At 46.0% G+C, this 21,570-nt stretch carries 21 protein-coding genes; all 21 read right to left on the bottom strand.

What is annotated here, in order from left to right:
- Window positions 1-19 precede the first annotated feature (19 nt).
- Entirely contained in the window at window positions 20-391 is a 372-nt protein-coding gene (locus tag FGQ85_RS04870) for a metalloregulator ArsR/SmtB family transcription factor (protein WP_087169412.1), read from the bottom strand.
- Window positions 392-409: 18 nt separating this feature from the next.
- A complete protein-coding gene (gene ung / locus FGQ85_RS04865) occupies window positions 410-1,084 on the bottom strand; it encodes a uracil-DNA glycosylase (protein WP_087169413.1) in 675 nt (224 codons plus the stop codon).
- A gap of 14 nt (window positions 1,085-1,098) precedes the next feature.
- A complete protein-coding gene (gene hisF / locus FGQ85_RS04860; protein ID WP_087169414.1) occupies window positions 1,099-1,860 on the bottom strand; it encodes an imidazole glycerol phosphate synthase subunit HisF in 762 nt (253 codons plus the stop codon).
- 3 nt (window positions 1,861-1,863) lie between these two features.
- Complete coding sequence (gene hisH / locus FGQ85_RS04855; RefSeq protein ID WP_087169415.1) at window positions 1,864-2,478, bottom strand: imidazole glycerol phosphate synthase subunit HisH; 615 nt, start codon at window positions 2,476-2,478, stop codon at window positions 1,864-1,866.
- An 81-nt stretch (window positions 2,479-2,559) separates the two neighbouring features.
- Window positions 2,560-4,029: a HAMP domain-containing sensor histidine kinase gene (locus FGQ85_RS04850; protein WP_138372819.1), complete on the bottom strand. Its 1,470-nt coding sequence runs from the start codon at window positions 4,027-4,029 to the stop codon at window positions 2,560-2,562.
- A complete protein-coding gene (locus FGQ85_RS04845) occupies window positions 4,026-4,709 on the bottom strand; it encodes a response regulator transcription factor (RefSeq protein ID WP_087169417.1) in 684 nt (227 codons plus the stop codon). Before FGQ85_RS04845 ends, FGQ85_RS04850 begins: the two co-directional genes overlap by 4 nt.
- An 80-nt stretch (window positions 4,710-4,789) precedes the next feature.
- Window positions 4,790-5,692, bottom strand: a complete 903-nt coding sequence (locus FGQ85_RS04840; RefSeq protein ID WP_138372818.1) for a ComEC/Rec2 family competence protein — start codon at window positions 5,690-5,692, stop codon at window positions 4,790-4,792.
- Between the two features lie 362 nt (window positions 5,693-6,054).
- Window positions 6,055-7,374 carry a HAMP domain-containing sensor histidine kinase gene (locus FGQ85_RS04835; RefSeq protein WP_138372817.1) on the bottom strand — a complete coding sequence of 440 codons (1,320 nt, stop codon included), beginning with the start codon at window positions 7,372-7,374 and terminating at the stop codon, window positions 6,055-6,057.
- Window positions 7,367-8,059 carry a response regulator transcription factor gene (locus FGQ85_RS04830; RefSeq protein WP_118637551.1) on the bottom strand — a complete coding sequence of 231 codons (693 nt, stop codon included), beginning with the start codon at window positions 8,057-8,059 and terminating at the stop codon, window positions 7,367-7,369. The genes FGQ85_RS04835 and FGQ85_RS04830 overlap by 8 nt, the downstream gene beginning before the upstream one ends.
- A gap of 91 nt (window positions 8,060-8,150) precedes the next feature.
- Window positions 8,151-8,483 (bottom strand): hypothetical protein, encoded by a 333-nt coding sequence (locus FGQ85_RS04825; RefSeq protein WP_138372816.1) that lies wholly within the window; start codon window positions 8,481-8,483, stop codon window positions 8,151-8,153.
- Window positions 8,484-8,837: 354 nt separating this feature from the next.
- Window positions 8,838-9,584: a DeoR/GlpR family DNA-binding transcription regulator gene (locus tag FGQ85_RS04820; protein WP_087169437.1), complete on the bottom strand. Its 747-nt coding sequence runs from the start codon at window positions 9,582-9,584 to the stop codon at window positions 8,838-8,840.
- Window positions 9,585-9,721: 137 nt separating this feature from the next.
- Window positions 9,722-11,638: a fructose-specific PTS transporter subunit EIIC gene (locus FGQ85_RS04815; protein WP_138372815.1), complete on the bottom strand. Its 1,917-nt coding sequence runs from the start codon at window positions 11,636-11,638 to the stop codon at window positions 9,722-9,724.
- Between the two features lie 3 nt (window positions 11,639-11,641).
- Window positions 11,642-12,559, bottom strand: a complete 918-nt coding sequence (pfkB, locus tag FGQ85_RS04810) for a 1-phosphofructokinase (protein ID WP_118637557.1) — start codon at window positions 12,557-12,559, stop codon at window positions 11,642-11,644.
- Between the two features lie 189 nt (window positions 12,560-12,748).
- Window positions 12,749-13,408, bottom strand: a complete 660-nt coding sequence (locus FGQ85_RS04805; RefSeq protein ID WP_138372814.1) for a hypothetical protein — start codon at window positions 13,406-13,408, stop codon at window positions 12,749-12,751.
- Window positions 13,409-13,453: 45 nt separating this feature from the next.
- On the bottom strand, window positions 13,454-14,155 hold the full coding sequence (locus tag FGQ85_RS04800; protein WP_138372813.1) for a hypothetical protein: 702 nt from the start codon (window positions 14,153-14,155) through the stop codon (window positions 13,454-13,456).
- 39 nt (window positions 14,156-14,194) lie between these two features.
- Entirely contained in the window at window positions 14,195-14,950 is a 756-nt protein-coding gene (locus tag FGQ85_RS04795) for an ABC transporter ATP-binding protein (protein ID WP_087169426.1), read from the bottom strand.
- A gap of 17 nt (window positions 14,951-14,967) precedes the next feature.
- Window positions 14,968-15,627: a hypothetical protein gene (locus FGQ85_RS04790; protein WP_138372812.1), complete on the bottom strand. Its 660-nt coding sequence runs from the start codon at window positions 15,625-15,627 to the stop codon at window positions 14,968-14,970.
- Window positions 15,628-15,642: 15 nt separating this feature from the next.
- Window positions 15,643-15,954: a PadR family transcriptional regulator gene (locus tag FGQ85_RS04785; protein ID WP_087169428.1), complete on the bottom strand. Its 312-nt coding sequence runs from the start codon at window positions 15,952-15,954 to the stop codon at window positions 15,643-15,645.
- A 30-nt stretch (window positions 15,955-15,984) separates the two neighbouring features.
- On the bottom strand, window positions 15,985-16,755 hold the full coding sequence (locus tag FGQ85_RS04780) for an ABC transporter ATP-binding protein (protein ID WP_087252475.1): 771 nt from the start codon (window positions 16,753-16,755) through the stop codon (window positions 15,985-15,987).
- A gap of 532 nt (window positions 16,756-17,287) precedes the next feature.
- Window positions 17,288-18,880 (bottom strand): hydroxylamine reductase, encoded by a 1,593-nt coding sequence (gene hcp / locus FGQ85_RS04775; protein ID WP_171027884.1) that lies wholly within the window; start codon window positions 18,878-18,880, stop codon window positions 17,288-17,290.
- A gap of 85 nt (window positions 18,881-18,965) precedes the next feature.
- Window positions 18,966-21,428, bottom strand: a complete 2,463-nt coding sequence (locus tag FGQ85_RS04770; protein WP_138372811.1) for a glycoside hydrolase family 3 protein — start codon at window positions 21,426-21,428, stop codon at window positions 18,966-18,968.
- Window positions 21,429-21,570: the final 142 nt, after the last annotated feature.

The following is a 21,570-nucleotide window of genomic DNA, read 5'->3' as shown; positions in this document are numbered from 1 at the left end:
TCTTTATGATTCCCTGTTCTTATTCCAGAATGTGTTCCATTCCCTGATTCATAATTGTCTGGATATGATCATCCGCCAGCGAATAAAACACCGTCTTCCCCTCACGTCTGCTCTTAACCAGTTTCATCTGCTTTAAAATCCGAAGCTGATGCGAAATCGCAGACTGTGTCATATGCAGTACCTCCGCCAGATCACAGACACAAAGCTCTGACTGAAAGAGCACATAGAGAATCTTCACTCTCGTCGGATCTCCGAACACTTTAAACAGGGCGGCCAGATCATTCAGTGTCTCTTCCGCAGGCATCCGTTCCATGACCTTCTTGATACAGTCCCCGTGGATCTCGATACAGTCACAGCACTCTGTCTCCATACAATCAATTTTTCTGCTCATACATCATACTCCCTTTTCTTACATCGGCTCAATCTGCCAGTCCACAGGCTCTACCCCCTGTGCCTCCAGAAACCGGTTGGCCTGACTGAACGGCCTGCTTCCGAAAAATCCCCGGTATGCGGAAAGCGGACTCGGATGCGGGGCCTCCAGAATCAGATGCTTAGGATTGTGAAGCATGGATTTCTTCGCCTGGGCCGGTCTTCCCCACAGCATAAAGACGATCGGCCGGTCCTGCTCATTTAATTTCCGGATCGCCGCGTCCGTAAACTCTTCCCATCCGATTCCCTTGTGGGAATTGGCCTGATGCGCCCGTACTGTCAGTACCGTATTCAAAAGCAGCACTCCCTGCTTCGCCCATTTGGTGAGGCATCCGTGATTCGGGATCGTGCATCCCAGATCATCGTGAAGCTCCTGATAAATATTGACAAGAGAAGGCGGAATGTCCACTCCCGGCCTTACGGAAAAGCAGAGCCCGTGTGCCTGCCCCTCTCCGTGATACGGATCCTGTCCCAGTATCACCACCTTCACCTCATGAAGCGGCGTCAGGTGGAACGCATTGAAAATGTCGTCCGCCGGCGGGAAAATCTGCCTCGTCCGGTACTCCTCGTTGACCGTCTGAAATAATTTTTTATAGTAAGGCTGTCTGAACTCCTCCTTCAGAGCATCCAGCCAGTCATTCTGAATTGCTGCCATGCTGCCTCCTCACATCAGAGTCTGACCGGGATTCCTTTGTCCCTCAGATACTCCTTGACTTCCCGGATCGTAAGCTCTTTATAATGGAACAGCGATGCCGCCAGAGCCGCATCCGCATGTCCCTCGCTGAACGCGTCATAGAAATGGGACAGCTCTCCTGCTCCTCCGGAAGCAATCACCGGAATCGACACCGCATCCGCAATCTGTCTTGTCACGTTCAGGTCATATCCTGCCTTCGTCCCGTCTCCGTCCATACTCGTCAGAAGAATTTCCCCTGCGCCGCGCCGCTCGGCCTCCATGGCCCACTCCACAGCATCCCGGCCGGTGTCGATCCTTCCGCCGTTTTTGTATACATTCCATCCGCTTCCATCCGCACGCTTCTTCGCGTCGATGGCGACCACCACGCACTGGCTCCCGAACTTGTACGCCGCGTCCGAGATCAGATCCGGAGTATTCAGCGCAGAGGAATTGATGGAAATCTTGTCCGCCCCGGCTCTTAAAATCGTCCGGAAGTCCTCCACTGTACGGATTCCGCCGCCAACCGTAAACGGAATAAAGACATTCTCAGCCACCTGTTCTACCATGTCAACGACTGTATTTCTTGCATCAGAGGAAGCGGTAATATCCAGAAATACCAGTTCGTCCGCCCCTTCTTTATCATAAACCTTTGCGACTTCCACCGGATCTCCGGCGTCTCTTAAATCTACAAAGTTGACTCCCTTTACAACCCGTCCATTGTTCACGTCCAGACATGGAATAATTCTCTTCGTAAACATCTGCTACTCCCCCTGTCTTTCTATGAAATTTTTCAGAATATGAAGCCCTGTCCCGCCGCTCTTTTCCGGGTGGAACTGGCATCCGAAGACGCTGCCCTTCTCCACCGAGGCATGAATCGTCACTCCATATTCGGCAGTTGCTTTTACGATCTTTGGATCTTTCGCTTTCAGATAGTATGAGTGGACAAAATATACATAAGGATTCTCCTCAAGTCCCTCAAACAGCCTGCCGTCCTTCGAACAGGAAAGAGAATTCCAGCCCATATGCGGAATCTTAAGCCCTTCTGTCTTCGGGAACCTGACAATCTCACCTTCTAAAATTCCAAGACCTTTCACACCCGGACTTTCCTCGCTCTTTTCAAAAAGGACCTGCATGCCAAGGCAGATTCCAAGCAGCGGAATTTTCTTTTCTACCGCCTCTTTGATCACCTCTGTCAGTCCAAATGCTTCCAGATTGTGCATCGCGTCTCCAAAAGACCCGACTCCCGGAAGGATAATCCGGTCTGCTCCCAGTATCTCCTCCCGTTTTCGTGTGACAACCGGCTTCTCTCCAAGAAAATCAAGCGCCTTCTCCACACTTCTCATATTTCCTGCGTCATAATCAATCAATGCAATCATTGTTATCCACTCCTTATCTTTCTAAGTTTAACACACCCCTTTCAAAAAGAAAATGTAAAAATGCGGGACACGCCCGCATTTTTACTTTTTGTCAAGTTCAAACCAGAACTGTACTCCGTTTTCATAATTTTTTACCCCGTAATTCTGATGGAAGGATTCCATGATGGCCTTGACAATCGAAAGTCCGATTCCATTTCCTCCATATTCTCTGGTTCTTGCCTTGTCCACTTTATAAAATTTCTCCCAGATGTGTTCGATATCCTCCTCCGGTATCGGCTCCCCTGTATTGAAGACGCTGATCCGTATCTTACCGTCCCGCTCTTCAATCCGGATATCCACGATCCGGTTTTCATCCACATGGTTCAGGGCATTGCTTACATAGTTTCGCACAACCTGTTCTACCTTGAACTCATCTGCCCATACAAAAACCGGCTCCTGGGTATTCATACGGATATCCGCTTCTTTCTGCTTTGCCATGATTTCAAGGCTCTGCACCACACCCCGGATCAGGCTTGTGATATCGATCCGTTCAAACTGGGTATCGTCTCTGCCCTGTTCCTGCTGGTTCAACGTCAGAAGGTTTTTCACCATCCTGTTCATCTTGTTGGCCTCATCAATAATGACATCGCAGTAAAACTCCATGCTTTCCGGATCATCCGTGATCCCGTCTTTCAAACCTTCCGCATATCCCTGGATCAGTGCAATCGGTGTTTTCAGTTCATGCGATACATTCCCGATAAACTCTGTACGCATGGTCTCTACCTGTTCCTTCTTTTTGATGTCTCTTTGCAGTTCATAGTTGGCTGTCTTTAATTCGGAAATCTTGTCTTTCAGCTCATCTGACATCGTATTAAAACTTTCTCCAAGAATTCCGATCTCGTCTGCTCCGCCTCTTGTATATTTTGCGTCAAAATCAAGCTTTGCCATCTTTTTTGACAGCTCCGCCAGTTCCAGAAGCGGCTCCGAAATTCTTCTTGAGAAAAACCAGACAAGAATAATTCCAATCGCAAGAATCAGAATACCGATATAGAAAATAAACTGGTTGGAAATCGACACATTAGAGCGGATACTGTCAAGGGAACACCGCATCAGCAGATAATTGGAATTATCAAACTGTGCCCACATTTCCAGGTATTCCGCTCCGCTCATCACATCTCTCGCCCTTGTAATCAGGTAGTCCCCGCTGTCAAGCAGCGGCGGCTTGTTGCCGAGCACATAATCCTGAACCTGATCTATCAGGATGCTCACATCATAGACGTTCGCATACTGTACCCTCATGGAACTGTCAATCAAAAGGACGGAAACATTATTTCTCTCGGTCATACGGTTCAGTTTCAGCACTTCCGAGTCGTTTCCCAGAAGATCCTTCTCCTGCACCTTGCTGATTTCCTTATAAATACTCACTAAGTCCGACCGTTTATTTGCCATATAGTACCATTCTGCAAATGTACCGTTTACAAACACAAGAAGAATCAGAAGAAAAAGAATCAGTCCGACAAAAATGAACATCATCTTTTTTCGGATAGAGAGCTTTGCTCCAAATTTTTTCATGATTTTGCAACCTCAAATTTGTAGCCCATCCCCCAGATGGTCCGGATATACTCGCCTTTGTCCCCCAGCTTGTTTCGAAGCTTCTTCACGTGAGTATCAATCGTTCTGGCATCTCCGAAATAATCGTAGTTCCATACATTGTTCAAAATCTTCTCTCTGGACAGGGCAATCCCCTGATTTTCCATAAAATAGGTAAGAAGCTCAAACTCCTTGAAACTTAAATCGACCGGATTGCCGTCAATTTTCACGATATGGGCTGCCTTGTCAATCTCAATACCTCCTGCAGAAACCGTCTGATCCATGGCAAGTCCGCTCGTCCTTCTTAAGAGCGCATTGACACGGGCCACAAGGATTTTCGGACTGAACGGCTTGGAAATGTACTCATCGACGCCAAGTTCAAACCCATTCAGCTCATCCCGCTCTTCTCCTCTTGCCGTCAGCATGATGATCGGAACTTTGGACTCCTTGCGGATCTCCCTGCATACTTCCCATCCATCCATCTTCGGCATCATCACATCCAGAATAATAAGTCCGATATCCTGATTATCGTAAAAAACATCCAGCGCATCCATCCCGTCTCCTGCTTCAAGCACCTGGAATCCGGCTCTTTCCAGGAAGTCTCTGACAAGCTTGCGCATTCTGCTTTCGTCATCCACCACCAGTATCTTAATATGCTCCATAAACAATTCATCCCTTCTTCTCGATAATCTATCTATTTTCTGTATTTTAACAGATAATTATGTCCTTTTTGTGTACAATCTTATTTTCTGCTTCCTTCCTCCGGACCGGTGCTGCATTTCAGAGTTTCCCCGTCACTTTCAAACACGATGGTTCCCTGAAGGTCGGTCCGGAAAACACCTGCCCCCAGTTTCTCCACCCGTTTCATGACTTTCTCATGTGGATGTCCGAACTCATTTCTGGTGCCGCAGGTTATCACGACAAAAGAAGGAGATGCCGCTTTTAAAAACTTCCATGAGTTGGCGTCCCGGCTTCCATGATGATTCAGTTTCATGACATCCGAGCGGATTGAGATCCCGGATTTCAGGATCTCTTTTTCGATTCTCTGACTGATGTCTCCGCATAAAAGGAAGCTGTGTGGACCATTTGTCAGACGAATCCCGAGTGATGAATCGTTGATATCTTCATACTGTTTTTCAGAATCCGGCGTGATAAATACAAATCTGCCGCTTCCTATTTCATAGTTTTCCATAAACTCAGGATGTCTGATCTTTACGTCCGCTTCATCCAGAGCGGTAAGAACTTCTTGAAAGCTTTCTGTATCATACGTTTCTTCCGGAAGGAAACAGGTTCCCACCGAAAAGGTTTCAATTACAGCATCCATCCCGCCGATATGATCAATATGAGGATGTGTGGCAATGACATAATCAAGCTTTTCTACCCCCTGTTCTTTTAAATAGGAAACGACCATTTCTTCATCCTCATTGGTCCCTGCATCAATCAGTAAATTTTCATTCTCCGACCGCACAAGAATGCTGTCCCCCTGTCCTGCATCCAGAAAGTGCACCTCCATGTTTCCGGATACTGTTTCCGTATTATTCTGTTCCGGATTCTCTGCTTTTCTGCCCAGAATCCAGATAACAGACATACCTGCCAAAAGCGCCAGAACAAACAGATATATGACTATTCTTCTCTTCTTTCTCACTTCTTCATCCTCCGGAAAACCTGTTTCCTTTTATTGTATCTGCAAGCTTTCCAAATCATTCAGATGATGTTTATATTTTCTTAAGTTCTTTTATAAATCCTTCATCGCGGAGACATAAATTACTCACATTTGTGCGCTATACTATAAACATCTTCAGAGAAGAAGAAGACAACAGTTGGAAAGAGTTCCTAATTCTTTGTGATTGTTGTCCTTCGCCTAGACATTTAGATTTTTTTAGATAGATTTTTCTCTCTTCCTTCAGGAGCCGCCAGGACGGCTCCTCCTTTTTTTGTTCAGAGCTTTCCCGGGTACACGAAAAAATCCTGCCTGTGGAAACATCATATCTCCCGGCAGGATTTGCTCTATTCTTCTGTTCTTGGAAAGAGTATCGTCAGAAAGAACATGCCGTCTTCCTGACATACCTCGGAAACTCCCCGCATTTTTTTCATCATCTTCCGAATGTTGTGAAGCCCGATTTTCGTACTCTCTTTTCTTTCGTCCGTTTCCCGCAAGATCCGGTTGGAAAAACAGATCCCCAGACAGGAATCCCTGCAGACTGTCCGAATCCGGACAGGTTCTTCCGGATCTGCGTATTTTACAATATTAGAGACGAGATTATCCAGAATCCGGTTGATGTATTCCGGATCCACACAGATTTTCCCATCCTCGTCTTTCCATTCGACATCGACTCTGTAGCCTTTTTCTTCCAGATACCCCGCCATCTCAGAGAGCGGATCATAAAAGATGTTGTCCAGGCTTTCCTGCTCTCCGGTCCTGACTTCCATATCTTCTGTTACGAGGGCATACTCAAAAATATGGTCCGACATAACTTTGATCTGGTGGGCTTTCCGGTCGATTTTGCGGATGTATTCCCGGATCTGCTCCATATCATGGATCTCTTTTTTCGCCAGAATATCTGTATAGAGAAGCAAAGAAGTGAGCGGTGTTCTCAGATCGTGGGACATTTCCGTAATCATTCTCCGATTTGCCCGGGACAGTTCTTCTTCTTTTTCTATACTTTCTTTCAAAGCCCTGCGCATGTGATCCATTCCGGACGCAAGATCGGCAAGCTCATCCTTTCCTATTACCGAAATCTGATATTCCAGATCGCCATTTCCCAGAATCTCACATTCTTCTTTCAGCTTTCCAATATATTTTACAGGTTTACGGATCCCCAGTACCGCTGTCATAATAAACAACGCCACAGCAAGCAGAATCTCGGCAATCAGCGCATAGCTGTAAAACTGATAGGAAAAGAATCCATACAGAAATACATCTGCGGTTCCGTCCGAAAATTCAACTGTATAGTAAGACTCCCACTCATAATACCCGCCTTCTATTGCGGCATTCTCTACTTCTTCATCCGGATACAGAGAATCATATGTCAGAAGTTCCTCCTTATAGACACTGATTGCAACGATTTTCTGTTCATTCACCCATTTCGTCAGCTTTTCAGAATCATTGGAGGAAACATGGTTTTCTGTAACATATTCCTGGAGATTTTTGATGGAATGGTCACTTGCTTTCTGTACATAATCACTTTCATAAAAATAAAATGTAAGCAGATTTTCCCCCGCACGGTTCAATATGAAAAAAAACAAAAGAGAAACTGTTGCTGATACCAGAAGCAGGCGGATCAGTTCAAAATATAATGAATGAATTTTTTTCTTCCCATTATCCAAATCGGTACCCCTTCCCCCATACAGTCTGAATTCTCTGTGGATTTTTCGGATCTTCCTCTATTTTTACCCGTAGTTTCCGGATATGCACCATTACCGTACCATTGCAATTGTAAAAATATGGTTCATCCCAGACACTTTCATAAAGATTCTGGGCCGAAAAAATCTTCCCCGGATGCTGCATCATCAGTTTTAAAATCTGGTATTCAATTTCGGAAAGCTCTGTACTTCCACCCCGGACAAAAACTTCATTAAACATTTCATTCAAACGGATTCCGGCCTGTTCCAGATACGTGTCCTTTTTTCGATCCGGTTCCTTTCCGCGGTATGTTTTCCATCTGCGGATCAAAGCCTTGACTCTTCCAAGAAGTTCCGAATAGGAAAACGGCTTCGGAAGATAATCATCCCCGCCTGCCATGAATCCGATCAGTTTGTCCGATTCCTGCGCTTTTGCGGTCAGAAACAGTACCGGTACATACGAAATTCTCCGGATCTCTTCACATGTCTTCAGTCCGGACATCCCGGGCATCATGATGTCCAGAATCACAAGATCAGGCCCCTCTGCCAGCAGCTGCAGACCTTCCCTCCCATTCTTTGCCTCAAGCACTTCATAACCTTCTCCTTCAAGAAGAATCCTCACTCCTTCCCTGATGTCTTCATCATCTTCAATCATTAAAATCCGTTCCATTTACTCACCTTACACTCACTCTGACAAAACAACAGGGTCCGCCTCCCGAAAGAAGCACACCCTGTATCACCTGTTTTGATTCCTGTTCTTATTATTTTGAACTCTTTCCTGAACCCGTCTTTCCTGATTTCGTATTCCCGGATGCTTTTCCTCTTGTTTTGTTGTTCTTTGAAGTTTTCCCGCTTTTCTTTTTGGAATCCTTCTTTTCAGACTCAGTGACTTTTTTATCGGAGTCCTTCTTTTCAGATTCAGCGCCTTTCTTATCGGAGTCCTTCTTTTCAGATTCAGCGCCTTTCTTATCGGAGTCCTTCTTTTCAGATTCAGTGACTTTCTTATCGGAATCTTTTTTTTCGGAGCTTGAGCTGCTCCCGGCAGTGCTTTTTGCTGTGGACTTTTTATCATCTTTTCCTCCACATGCTGCCATGGCAAACACCATTGCTCCAACCAGTGCCAGAATGAGGCCTTTCTTTACAAATCCTTTTTTTCCTTTTTCTTTTTTCTGTTCCTGCATAAAATCTGTTCCTCACTTTCTTTTTCTGTTTCAAAGGCTGCTTTGTTATGTATCTTTATATCTGCTTCCTTTGATACTTCTATTATCAACGGCAGATCTTAACCGTTCCTGAAAAAGTTCTGAACAATTCTTAATGCAGATTTCCCCTTTCCGGCTCATCATCCCTCTAAATATTTCCCATCTTATCGAAAGATCAGTGTTCTGTCAACAAAAAAACAGCAGGATGAATTCCTGCTGTTTTTTCCGGGATCATAACATGTATCTGTCCTATTCTACTATGATAATATTGCTGTCCGAATACATGCTTTCATCCGGGCATCGGTCCGTAATAATCATTGCATCCCCGAATTCTCCAAAGCTTACAGGACTCGATACCAGAAATTTGCTGCTGTCACAGAGTACATACGGCTTTTGGGCATGTTTCATCGCACATCCTTTTATCATCGCCTCATTGATATCCGGCGTCGTAAACCCGGACGTCCGGTTTACCCCGTTCGTTCCGAAAAAACCTTTTGTAAAATTATATTTCTGGAGATTGACGTAGGCTTCGTTTCCAACAATCGCCTCGGTCGCCGCTTTGAGTTCGCCGCCGATCAGGATCACCCGGAACCCATTCTCCGTGAGCTGCAGAGCGTGTGAAACCGCATTGGTCACAAAGACGGCTGACTTCTCTGTCAGAAACGGAATCATGTATTCCGTTGTCGTGCCGGCATCCAGGTAGACAAAATCATCCGGCTCCACAAGCGATGCCGCATACCTGGCAATCCGGATTTTTTCCTCTTTTTTCAATTCTTTCCTGAGAGCAACTTTTTCTTCCCGGATATTGATCCTGGATTCTGTCTGGACAGCTCCTCCAAACACCTTGACCAGCTCTCCTTTCTGATGGAGAAGTGTCAGGTCTCTCCGAATTGTGGACTCGGACGCATTCAGCTTTTCTGTCAGTTCCTGAACAGTCACGCTTCCCTTCTCTCCCAGAAGTTTCAGGATCTCTTTTTGTCGTTTTTCTGTCAGCATAACCTTCCCTCCGACTAAACCTTTTTCTCTCATATAACTATAGTAGAATTCTCCTTTCCCGTCAATCTCCCACCCGAATCAAAATACGCCGCGGATGTGATAATCTTCTCGCGGCGTAATGCTGTTTGATTTTTTCTTTATTCTTCTACCCTTTTTTTAAGTATTCCAAGGAGTACGGCTCCGACAATCGTACCGATTACCAGGGATACAAGATACATCAGGGCATGATCCACAACCGGGAATACGAAGATTCCGCCATGCGGAGCCATCAAAGTACAGCCAAATGCCATGGAAAGCGCACCTGATACTGCGGCACCGATGATACAGGACGGAAGGACATGGATCGGATCAGATGCCGCAAACGGGATCGCTCCTTCTGTAATAAACGCAAGTCCCATGATAAAGTTTACCGGACCGGATTCCCGTTCTTCTTTTGTAAATTTCTTCTTAAAGAGCAGTGTCGCCAGAGCGATGGCGCATGGAGGTACCATACCGCCGATCATAACGGCTGCCATAATATCATAGTTACCGGCTGCAATGGATGCAGTTCCGAATACATATGCTGCCTTGTTGAACGGTCCTCCCATATCGATGGACATCATACCCGCAACGATAATTCCAAGGAGAATCTTGCTGCTTCCGCTCATATTGGTCAGTCCTGTATTGAGCGCGGTATTCAATGCTCCGACCGGAGGCTCAATCACATAATTCATCAGAAGTCCCATAATCAGAATTCCGAACAATGGATACAGAAGCACCGGCGCAATCTTTTCAATGGACTGCGGCAGTTTCGCAAATACTTTTCTCAGAAGGAGAATCAGGTATCCTGCTACAAATCCCGCAAGAAGAGCTCCAAGAAATCCGGATTTGCCCTGAGATGCAAGCATTCCGCCTACAAATCCGACTGCCAGTGCCGGACGGTCTCCGATACTCATGGCAATGAATCCTGCAAGTACTGGGAGCATGAATCCAAATGCCGTATCTCCTATTCCTTTCAATGCCGCTGCTACCGGCGTGATCGTACCGAAGTTTGCACGCATCTCATCGGAAAGGGAATTGATATCGACGCTGAGGCCATCGATCAGAAACGCAAGGGCAATGAGGATACCGCCTCCAACTACGAACGGAAGCATGTGGGAAACTCCGTTCATCAGCTGTGTATATACCTTGTGGGCTCCGCCTCCGGATGATTTCTGTGACTTGCCTGCATTCGGATTTCCGCTTTTGTAAATCGGCACATCACCATGCATCGCCCGCTCTACAAGCTGATCTGCCTTGCCGATTCCATCGGAAACCGGGCACTCGATCAGACGTTTTCCATGGAAACGGTCCATTGGTACTTCTGCGTCTGCTGCAACGATGATACAGTCTGCCTCTGCGATTTCCTCTTCTGTCAGTACGTTCTTTGCTCCGCCGGATCCCCTCGTCTCTACCTTTACAAAGCATCCTGCCTTTTTCGCTGCTTTTTCGATTCCTTCCGCAGCCATATACGTGTGTGCAATACCAGTCGGACATGAAGTCACTGCCAGAATCCTGCATGCCTTTTCCTGCGGTTCGGACTCCGTCTGTGCCGCCAGCTGTTCATCGACATCCGGTTTCTCTTCATCCGCCTCATCGATGATCTGAAGAAATTCTTCCGGTGTGGATGCTTTTTTCAGATTCTCTGAAAACTGCTCATCCATCAGGAGAATGGAAAGTTTGCTCAATACGTCCAAATGAATATTATCCTTTGTATTCGGCGCGGCAATCAGGAAAATCAGATTTACCGGCTCCCCGTCCAGAGAATCAAAATCCACTCCGTCTTTGATTACCATCGCTGCAAGACCAGGCTTTGCCACCGCGTCACATTTTCCGTGCGGAATCGCAATGCCGCCTCCGACTCCGGTCGTACTTTCTTCTTCTCTTAAATACACTTCTTTCCGGTACGCTTCTTTGTCCCGGATCTTTCCGCCTGCCGCCATCAGATCCACTGCCATATCAAGTGCTTCACTCTTGGAAGCCGGCGCGGCAGTAAGAGAAATACTTCTTTTATCCAGTAATTCTGTGATTCTCATCCTCTATTTCCTCCCATCCTCTATTGATCGATACAATGTTTCCACCTCTGCTCTTGTTGCCAGACGCTCCGAGAAGGCACTGGCACTTCCTGCGGACACTCCCATCCGGAAAGCATGTTCATAATCTTTCTTTTCCAGCCATCCTGCCAGAAATCCTGCCACCATGGAGTCGCCTGCGCCTACCGCGTTGACAAGGGTTCCTTCCGGTGCCGGAAGCATGTGCACCTCTCCGTCTGCATCCAGAAGCACTGCTCCCTTTCCGCCCATGGATACGAGCACATTCAACGCTCCCTGTTCCTGCATTTTCCGTGCATACGGTACAACAGATTCCTGCGTATCAAGTTCCACTCCGAAAATCGCTCCCAACTCATGCTGATTCGGCTTGATCAGAAATGGATGATACGGAAGTACTTCCATCAGCAGGTCATTGGTCGCATCCACCACTGTGAGCACTCCTTTTCCATCCAGCCGCTTCATAATCTCCGCATAAATCGTTTCCGGAATACTTGCCGGAATGCTTCCTGCCAGCACCAGGACGTCTCCTTCTTTCAGTCCGTCCAGCTTTTCCAGAAGTGCCTGCAAAGCCGCCCCGCTGATCGCCGGTCCCTGTCCATTGATCTCGGTTCCGTCAAAATCCTTCATTTTGATATTGATTCTTGACCATCCCTCATCAAGCTCAATAAATTCACTTTGAAATCCAAGCTCCCGTACTTTGCTTACAATCTCTCTTCCGGTAAATCCTGCCACAAATCCAAGGGCAGTATTATCAAATCCGAGGTTTTCCAGTACCGTAGACACGTTGATTCCCTTGCCTCCCGGGAGCATCTGCTCTGATGCCGTCCGATTCGTCTCTCCAAGCCGGAAATCATTGACTGTCACAATGTAATCCAGTGACGGATTAAATGTTACTGTGTAAATCATTCTTTTCTACCTCCGTTCTTTCTATGCTTATCATAGCACCATTATCAGTCATAATCAATCATTTTATTTCACGATATTTTTACTTATTTTTTGTAAATATTTCACAATCAGTCAAATTCAATCATTTAAGTGTAACAAAGAACTCCTGCGATTTCATTCCCCAACATCGCAGGAGTTCTTTTCCATTCTTTATTCAGATTTCCAGTTATATTGCTTTGACCTGCTGTTCCAGTACCAGTTTCTGATAAGCAGCAGAAGAACGGAAGCAACAAGCAGAATCCCGATCACAATCCATCTACCTGCTGTCAGAGGGATGGCAATCGGATACCTGGATGTCACAGCCGCCAGAACGAAAAAGCAGACCACCATCACTCCAATCTGTATCCGCCATTTCTTTTGATCCACGGAAAGTCTTCCTCTGTACTCAAACATGTGGTCTCCCAGAAGAACAACCGCCATGGCTGCTACCAGCGCCGCCAGAATCTCATTAGAGCGGACAGCATTATCATTCTGAATCAGATTGACTACTGCAAAGAACGTCAGCCACCATATAAAGCAAGTCCCTGTTTCCAGTAATTGTTCTCCAATGGAACTTTTTTTCCTGATTCCCCGTTTTTCAATCAGAAAATCGCAGAATGCCTGATAAGGCATCCCCATCTTCCGGTCCAGCCTGGCCCCCTGGATCTCTGCCTCTTCCGCGATGCCGATCAGTTCGCTTTTGATCAGTTCCCGATCAAAAAGTGAAAGTTGCCTGGTCGACAGGTACTGTAGTGCGGGATACAGCTGTTCCCACATCTCTTCTCCCATGTCCGCGATACGGCCTGTATTTTCTTTTCTTAATGTTGTCAAATCGTTCCTCCAGAACATGTCTTTATGCCTCCTGCCTTTTCTTCATCATGCCCATTCATATTCCTTTGACCGGCGGTTCCAGTACTGTTTTCTTACAAGCAGCATCAGGTAGGATAATACCAGCATTCCTGCAAAGAAGATTCTGCCTCCGCATGGAATGGAAATCCGGATATCCATTCTCCAAAGCAGCCAGTCTGCAAAGATCAGACACAGAATCACCAAAAGGATGATCAGCGCCTGTGATTTTTTAGACCGGAATGCGATCTTCCCTCTGTAATCTGTAATAGGATGAATAAATATCTGATCGTGAATCCAAAGAGAAGCGGCCGCACCTATCACTGCCAGGATCACAGTACTCATATCCAGTTCAATCTGATTTGTCCAGATGGTTTCTATACTGAAAAATGTCAGAAACCAGACGAAGTGAACTGCAAATTCTACCAAATATTCTCCTTTTTTTCTCCTGTCATTTTTCTCTCTGGAGCTTAGCATCTGATCACAAAACTCCTGTCCCGGCATGCCAAGCTTCTCTTCCAGAGTGATTCCTTCAATCAGGGCTTCTTCTGCCATTCCGATCAGTTCCTTTTTAATCACTTCCTCTTCAAAAAGTGGAAGCGATGAGGAATCCAGATATTCTACAATCGGATAAAGCTGGTCCCACATTTTCCCATCCAGTACGGATATCCGGTTTACATTTTCCTGTCTGATTTTGATCAGATCATTTTCCCACAACTTTTTCAGCATCATATGATCCCTTCTTCCCCCGCTTTGACCTGTCTCTACTTTTTACAGTTCCTCCATCTTTCCAATGATTTCCTGATAAAATTCTTCCTGGCTCTTTTCTCCCCGTTCCAGCGTTTCCAAAATCACTCCGTCTTTCAGAAGGATAATCTTCCGGCAGTTGCTTGCCATCTGCGGGTCGTGAGTAACCATGACGATCGTCTTCTTCATTTCCTGATTGATGGTGCGAAGTGCTTCAATCACGATTTTGCCGGACTTGGAGTCCAGATTTCCCGTCGGCTCATCGGCCAGAATCAGATCCGGATTGTTAATCAGTGCCCGGCAGATTGCCACTCTCTGTTTTTCCCCTCCGGAAAGCTCATACGGATTCTTGTTTAACAGATGATCGATCTGAAACTTTTCCGCATATGCCTTCGCCGCGTCCATCATCTTCTGCGCGTCCTCCTGCCCGAGGATCATCGGCAACATGATATTTTCCTCAACTGTCAGACTGTCCATCAGGTAATAGTCCTGAAAGATAAATCCGAGTTTCGTTCTTCTGATATCCGCCAGCGTATCTCCGGAAAGTCCTTTTGTGTCCTGTCCCATGAATCGGACCGTTCCATCTGTCTGCTTATCAATCATCCCCAGAACTTTCAGAAGGGTCGTCTTTCCACATCCGGATTTTCCCATAATCCCGGTGAAATCTCCTTCTTCCACCTGAAAGTTCAGTCCTTTTAAAACTTTTATATCTTCTGTTCCCTTTTTCCCTACAGCCTTCTGATAATTACGAATTAAATTTTCAACTTCAAGTACATACATCTTCTTTCCCCCGCTTTCTATTTCCAGTCGTATTTCTGCGACTGCTTTTTCCAGTAGTTTGCACTGATAAAAGCTGCCAAAACAGATAACAAAATCAGACACCCTCCTATGACAAATCCATTTCCTGTAATAGCCAGATCTGTCCAGACATCTGTAAATACTACAAGTACTAATGACCCTATCTTAATCAAATGCCTAAGATATTCTTTACGTTTATCCCATGCCATAATACGTTTTCCAGGAAGCCATACATCTGACAATGCTGCGAAAAATGCGAATAACATATCTGATGCATAAACCATTCTTGGTTCTGCATCCAGCAAAGCCCCAATGAGCCAGAAAACAGTCAGATACCATACAAAATTCACAGCCAATTCCAGAATCTGCTCCTCCACCTTTCTTTTTCCGGTTCTTTCTTCCCCGTTTTCAATCAGGTTGTCGCAAAATTCTTTCGGCGGCATGCCCAGTTTTTCTTCCAGAGAGATCTGTTCGATCTCCGCCTCCTTTGCCATGCCGATCAGATCTTTTTTTATCACTTCTTCTTCAAACATCGGGATCGAAAAAGAGGAAAGATATTCTACCATCGGAGATAACTGATCCCACATTGCTCCGTTCATTCCACTGATCTGCTCTGCATTCTCATTTCTTATTTCTGTCAATTCATTTTTCCATAACATTTTTCTCGCCTCCTGTCAGAAGATCCGGTCAACAGACTCTTTTACTTCCTGCCATGCCTGATAAAACTGATCGACATAGTCCTTTCCCTCCTGAGTCAGTGCGTAGTACTTCCGCTTCGGCCCCAGAGGACTTTCTTTAAAGGTTCCCTTGATCAGCTTTTTTTTCTCCAGCCGGAGTAAAAGCGGATAAAGCGTGCCTTCTTTTGCGTCAGAAAATCCATAATCCTGGAGCCTTGTTACGATCTCATATCCGTATGTTTCTTCCTGATCAATGATCTTCAAAATACATCCTTCCAGAATCCCTTTCATAAGCTGCGCTTTATCCATATTTCTCACCGCCTGTTCTTGTTGTTTCACTTAAAGCTGCTCCATTTCTCCGAGAATCTCCCGATAATAGCGTTCCCGCTCTTTTTCATCGTCTCCTTTGCGGTCCAGTGTCTTTAAAATCACGCCATCTTTCAGCAAAATCACATGCTTACAATTGCTCGCCATCTGAGGGTCATGGGTCACCATGATGATAGTCTTTCCCCATCTATTAATCTCTTTTAGTGCATCCAGAACAATTTTTCCAGATTTGGAATCCAGATTTCCCGTCGGTTCGTCCGCCAGAATCAGTTCCGGGTCATTGATCAGCGCCCGGCAGATCGCGGCTCTTTGCTTCTCTCCGCCGGAAAGCTCCGTCGGCTTCTTATCAAGAAGATGCGAAATCTCAAACTGTTCCGCATATTTTTCCGCCCGCTTTTTCATTTCCGCGGAATCCGCCTTGTCTAAAATCATCGGCAGAATCATGTTTTCCCTCACTGTCAGACTGTCCATCAGGTAGTAGTCCTGGAAGATAAATCCGATCTTCCTTCTGCGGATGTCTGCCAGCTCATCCTTCCACAACTCTTCCGTATCAAAATCTTCAAAATAAATTTTTCCTTCTGTCGGCCGGTCCAGAAGTCCGAGCACCCGCAGCAGAGTCGACTTTCCACATCCGGACTTTCCCATAATGCCAAGGAAATCTCCCTTCTCGACTTTCATACTGATCCCGCGGATGACCTTGATATCATCCTCTGCCGGACGGGCTCCATCACCTTTTTTAGAATAATTTCTGATAATATCCTGCACCTCTAACACTGTTCCCATGATTTCCCTCCAGTCTACCTTGTATGATAAGGTTCTTCTCTTGACTATATTATATAGCAAGGTAGACATTTGTCAATAGATTCTGACTAAAAGATAACATCTTAATCGTTTCGTTCTATTTTCCAGTACAAGTCAGCAAAAAATGCGGTTCAAATTTGCAAATTGTTATTTTAGGCCGTGGATTCTAACCAGATAATACGGCTCAAATTCTATTTTGCTCAGTTTTAACCGTTGTTTTGCTCTCAGTATTACGGTTTAATTTTAGTAATCTATCAATCTAACCGCAGTCTCAGATCAAATACTACGGTTCCATTTTGCACTTTTCTATATCTAACCGGTATTTCAGTTTAAATTGTACGACTCAATTTTAGGCTTTTCTTAATTCAGCCGAATTCCAAACTCAAATACTACGGCCCCAATACTGAAGTCCGTCTTTTGAACCGCAGACAAACTGCTTACCACTTCTGGTTTCTTCCTGCGCATAGAAAAAAGGATGTCTCCTGATTGTGGAAACATCCTTCTTCTTAGCTTCTTATCCTAAGATTGTCTTTAAATCCTCTTCCGATGTTGTAACCGGAGCAATTCCATATTCTTTTATCAGATACTCCGCCACGCCTTTTGAAAGAAATGCCGGAAGTGTCGGGCCAAGCCGGATATTTTTGATGCCGAGGTGAAGAAGCGTCAGCAAAATGCAGACCGCTTTCTGTTCATACCAGGACAGAATCATGGACAGCGGCAGTTCATTGACACCACATCCGAATGCATCTGCCAGTGCCAGTGCAACCTTGATGGCACTGTAGGCATCATTGCACTGTCCCATGTCGAGCATCCGCGGGATTCCTCCGATTGTTCCCAGATCCAGATCGTTAAACCGGTATTTTCCGCAGGCCAGTGTCAAAATCACCGTATCCTTTGGTGCCTGTTTTACAAACTCTGTATAATAGCTTCTTCCAGGGCGGGCTCCATCGCATCCTCCTACCAGGAAGAAATGCCGGATCGCTCCGCTTTTCACACCTGCGATGATCTGACCCGCCACACCCAGAACTGCCTGATGGCCGAATCCGGTCATTGTGGTGCTGCCGCCGTTGCTTCCTGTAAATTCCATATCTTTTTCATATCCACCAAGTTCCAGTGCTTTTTGGATCACCGGGGTAAAATCTTTGTCCTCACCAATGTGGACCATGCCCGGATATCCTACTACTTCCGTTGTAAATACCCGGTCCGCATAACTGTCCTTTACCGGCATCAGACAGTTTGTCGTATAAAGAACCGGTGCCGGAATGTCTGCAAACTCCTTCTGTTGATTCTGCCATGCGGTTCCAAAGTTTCCTTTCAGATGCGGATATTTCCGAAGCATCGGATATGCATGAGCCGGGAGCATCTCTCCGTGGGTGTAAACCTGGATTCCCAGATCTTTCGTCTGTTCCAAAAGAAGTTTCAGATCATAGAGATCATGACCGGTTACAACGATAAACGGCCCTTTTTCCACTTTCCAGGATACTTCTGACGGCTCCGGATTTCCAAATGTTTCCGTGTTGGCACGGTCGAGCAGTTCCATGCATTTCAGGTTCACTGCTCCGGTCTCCATAACCACCGGAAGAAGTTCTTCCATTCCCCAGTCCTCTGCAAGTATAGATAATGCCTTGTAGAAAAAGGTGTTGACTTCCTCATTCACATAGCCCAGTACCATAGCATGATAAGCATACGCCGCCATTCCCCGGATTCCAAATAAGATCAGAGATTTCAATGACCGGATATCCTCCTGCGCTTCCCAGATCCGTTTCATATCATATTCATCGGTGTTCCCGCACTTTGCTTCGCATACTGCGCAGCCCGGCGCAATCTGCTCTTTTTCTGCTCTTACTTTATCAATCAGCCTTTCAATGGCATCATCATCAAAATTGACATTTGTGACAGTAGCAAACAGACCTTCCAGAATCAACCGGTCCGTATTTTCTGTCTTCGGATTGGACGCACACGTCCTTGCAAGTCCGATCAGCGCCCCGGTCAGTTCATCCTGAAGGCCTGCTGTCCTTGCTGTCTTCCCACAGACTCCCGCTTTCCCGGTACATCCGCTGCACCCTGCCGTCTGTTCACACTGATAACAAAACATCTGCTTTTCCATTTTCTGTCCTCCTTACTGTTTCGTTCCATGGCCAGTATACAGGAGTCAGAAAGCAAAATATGTTGTAACCACAACAGATTTTATATTATTTTAATGTCGTCCGCACAATCCTTGTGACGCAGTCCCGGAGTTCCTTCTGTGATATCGTTCCATCAGACAACGCCTGCCGGATACTTTCCTGATCCTCCGGTTCTCCCGGCATTACCAGATCATTTCCTGCCTTAATGCATCCCGCAGCCGTACAGTCTTCACTCAGCTGCGTCGTTGTCCAGTCCGTCATGATCAATCCCTGAAATCCATATTCACAGCGGGCTGCTTTCGTACAGAGATCATAACTGTTTGCCGCATGGATACCATTGATCAGATTATAGCTTGTCATGATTGCAAGCGGCTGTGCTTCCCGAATAACAATTTCAAAGCCACGCAGATAGATTTCCCGAAGGGTTCGTTCCGAAAGAATACTGTCGGATCCGCTCCGGTTATCCTCCTGATTATTGCAGGCAAAATGCTTCACAGTCGTTCCGCATCCAGGGTGCTTCTGCACTCCTTTTGTCATGGCTGCGGCAATTTTTCCGCTGAGGAACGGATCTTCTGAATAATACTCAAAGTTCCGTCCGCACAGAGGATTCCGGTGGATATTCATTCCCGGCGCAAGCCAGAGCGTCACTTCAAAACGTTCCATCTCCTCGCCCACTGCATTGCCAACTTCCCGGATCAATTCTTCATTCCACGTCTGAGCCAGAAGTGTTCCGACAGGGAACGCCGTACAATATTGATAATAAATATCTCCTTCCTGTTCCGGCCCATCGTAAAAAAATCCTCTTTCAATCGCCGCTTCAAACGGAATCGTCTGCACTTTTCCATCGGACACCACATAATTCTGACTCAGGCGCAGGCCTGCCGGTCCGTCAGCCAGAACAATCGCTTTTACTCCCTGTCCGGCCGCACAGGAGCTGGTCTCACCTGCAGATCCAGGCACCGAAATCCCGGCTGCGCCAAGATTGCTTCCCTGTCCGCTTCCCGGATCTCCCACAGCAAGCAGGATCAGCTGATCCTCGGACAGCCCACTGGTGATTTCCGCCGCTTCATCCCCCGGCTCTTTATAATCGTAACAATACCGGATAGTATCAAGTCCGGCCAGATCATAGGAAAAGTGCGGCACATTCTCCGTATTGTTGATCAGCGCTTCATACCGCTTCCGGATTTTTTCAGCCGGAACAGACAGCTCCTCCAGAGTTTCTCTTAATGGACAGATATGCTCTGTTTCTGCCAGCACTTTCTCCTCTTTTACATCAAGGATACCTTCCAGTGTGCTTTCCATAAGGGAATTTCCCACATAGATTCCGTAGCATCCCGATTCCAGAATCCATGCTGCCCGGCTTTCATCAAAGGAGGCTAGCGTTCCGGCATCAAAAGTCATCTCAACCGTCTCCTCTTCTCCCGGAGACAGTATCCTGGTCTTGGCAAAAGCGCACAATCTACGGAACTCTTTTTCAATCTTTCCGACTGGAAGGGACACATAAAGCTGAACCACTTCTTTTCCGGAAAACTCCTGGCTGTGGTTTCTCACTTTGACCGTAACTCTTACCTCTCCGTTTTCTGCCGTTTTAATGCGGGCAGTATTCATGGTGAAAGATGCATAGGACATTCCATACCCGAATCCGTAACGTACCGGAATCTCGAAGGTATCAAAATAACGGTATCCCACATAGATGCCTTCCTCGTACTTCTCCTCCTCAACATTTCCGTTGTTATGCGAAAATGTTGCGGCATTCGGATAGTCATCATAAGAAAATGCCCATGTATCAGTCAATTTTCCACTTGGAGAAATAATCCCGCTGATAACATCTGCCACGGCAGTGCCGCCCTCCTGGCCCGGCTGTGATACTGCCAGTACTGCCTGAATCTGCGGAAGCTTTTCAAGGAATGACAAATCCACAACTCCTCCGGAATTCAGAAGCAGAATGACCTTCTCATATCTGTCACAGACATCCGAAAGAAGAGTATACTCTTCATCACTCAGAAAATAATCTCCTTTTTCTGCCCGTCTGTCCGCCCCTTCCCCTGCATTCCGGGCAAGGACGAAAACTGCCGCATCCGCATCGACAGTATAAATTTCCGGTCCTGCCGGAACATGAAATGGAGAAGTGGAATATGCGGTGAAAAAATCTGTTCCGCTTTTTGTTTTTTCAAGAATCGCTTCTTTCCATTCCAACCGTTTTCCCTTATATTCTTCTTCATATTCATGGAGCCATTTCTCCGTCATAATTTCAAATCCGGCATTTTTCAAACCTTCATAGATGCTGATACTTCTTCTCTCGTTTACATCTCCGGAACCGGTGCCTCCTTTGACTGTTTTGGACGCACCAGAACCAAACAGCGCAAGTTTACTTCCCTTTTTGAGCGGAAGCAGATGCTCCTCATTTTTCAGAAGGACAATCCCCTCTTCTGCTGCCCGGCGCGCAATTTCCCCATGAAGTTTCTCATATGCTTCCGGTTCCCTGCTTGTTGTTCCTGTAAACATGGTTTCTTTTCTTTCAAAGTGCATGTTCCTCACCTCATTTCAGATTTTCAGCTTCTTTTTTGCTTGATTTATATATAAATTTTTACATCGTTTTACTATGTTGTCAATACGAAAGATACCTCTGCTCATAATTGAACAGACATCTTCCATATGCTATGATAAAAGA

This window comes from Pseudoflavonifractor sp. BSD2780061688st1 E11, assembly GCF_005844125.1.
Taxonomy (GTDB): domain Bacteria; phylum Bacillota; class Clostridia; order Lachnospirales; family Lachnospiraceae; genus Sellimonas; species Sellimonas catena.
The sequence above is the reverse complement of the archived record's forward strand: the minus strand, read 5'-3'. Positions and strand labels throughout refer to the sequence as shown.

Excerpts from the sequence above, each read along its gene's own strand:
- FGQ85_RS04870 (WP_087169412.1), bottom strand. The coding sequence starts at position 391 with ATGAGCAGAAAAATTGATTGTATGGAGACAGAGTGCTGTGACTGTATC.
- ung (WP_087169413.1), bottom strand. The coding sequence starts at position 1,084 with ATGGCAGCAATTCAGAATGACTGGCTGGATGCTCTGAAGGAGGAGTTC.
- hisF (WP_087169414.1), bottom strand. The coding sequence starts at position 1,860 with ATGTTTACGAAGAGAATTATTCCATGTCTGGACGTGAACAATGGACGG.
- hisH (WP_087169415.1), bottom strand. The coding sequence starts at position 2,478 with ATGATTGCATTGATTGATTATGACGCAGGAAATATGAGAAGTGTGGAG.
- FGQ85_RS04850 (WP_138372819.1), bottom strand. The coding sequence starts at position 4,029 with ATGAAAAAATTTGGAGCAAAGCTCTCTATCCGAAAAAAGATGATGTTC.
- FGQ85_RS04845 (WP_087169417.1), bottom strand. The coding sequence starts at position 4,709 with ATGGAGCATATTAAGATACTGGTGGTGGATGACGAAAGCAGAATGCGC.
- FGQ85_RS04830 (WP_118637551.1), bottom strand. The coding sequence starts at position 8,059 with ATGGAACGGATTTTAATGATTGAAGATGATGAAGACATCAGGGAAGGA.
- FGQ85_RS04825 (WP_138372816.1), bottom strand. The coding sequence starts at position 8,483 with ATGGCAGCATGTGGAGGAAAAGATGATAAAAAGTCCACAGCAAAAAGC.
- FGQ85_RS04820 (WP_087169437.1), bottom strand. The coding sequence starts at position 9,584 with ATGCTGACAGAAAAACGACAAAAAGAGATCCTGAAACTTCTGGGAGAG.
- FGQ85_RS04815 (WP_138372815.1), bottom strand. The coding sequence starts at position 11,638 with ATGAGAATCACAGAATTACTGGATAAAAGAAGTATTTCTCTTACTGCC.
- pfkB (WP_118637557.1), bottom strand. The coding sequence starts at position 12,559 with ATGATTTACACAGTAACATTTAATCCGTCACTGGATTACATTGTGACA.
- FGQ85_RS04800 (WP_138372813.1), bottom strand. The coding sequence starts at position 14,155 with ATGATGCTGAAAAAGTTGTGGGAAAATGATCTGATCAAAATCAGACAG.
- FGQ85_RS04795 (WP_087169426.1), bottom strand. The coding sequence starts at position 14,950 with ATGTATGTACTTGAAGTTGAAAATTTAATTCGTAATTATCAGAAGGCT.
- FGQ85_RS04790 (WP_138372812.1), bottom strand. The coding sequence starts at position 15,627 with ATGTTATGGAAAAATGAATTGACAGAAATAAGAAATGAGAATGCAGAG.
- FGQ85_RS04785 (WP_087169428.1), bottom strand. The coding sequence starts at position 15,954 with ATGGATAAAGCGCAGCTTATGAAAGGGATTCTGGAAGGATGTATTTTG.
- FGQ85_RS04780 (WP_087252475.1), bottom strand. The coding sequence starts at position 16,755 with ATGGGAACAGTGTTAGAGGTGCAGGATATTATCAGAAATTATTCTAAA.
- hcp (WP_171027884.1), bottom strand. The coding sequence starts at position 18,880 with ATGGAAAAGCAGATGTTTTGTTATCAGTGTGAACAGACGGCAGGGTGC.
- FGQ85_RS04770 (WP_138372811.1), bottom strand. The coding sequence starts at position 21,428 with ATGCACTTTGAAAGAAAAGAAACCATGTTTACAGGAACAACAAGCAGG.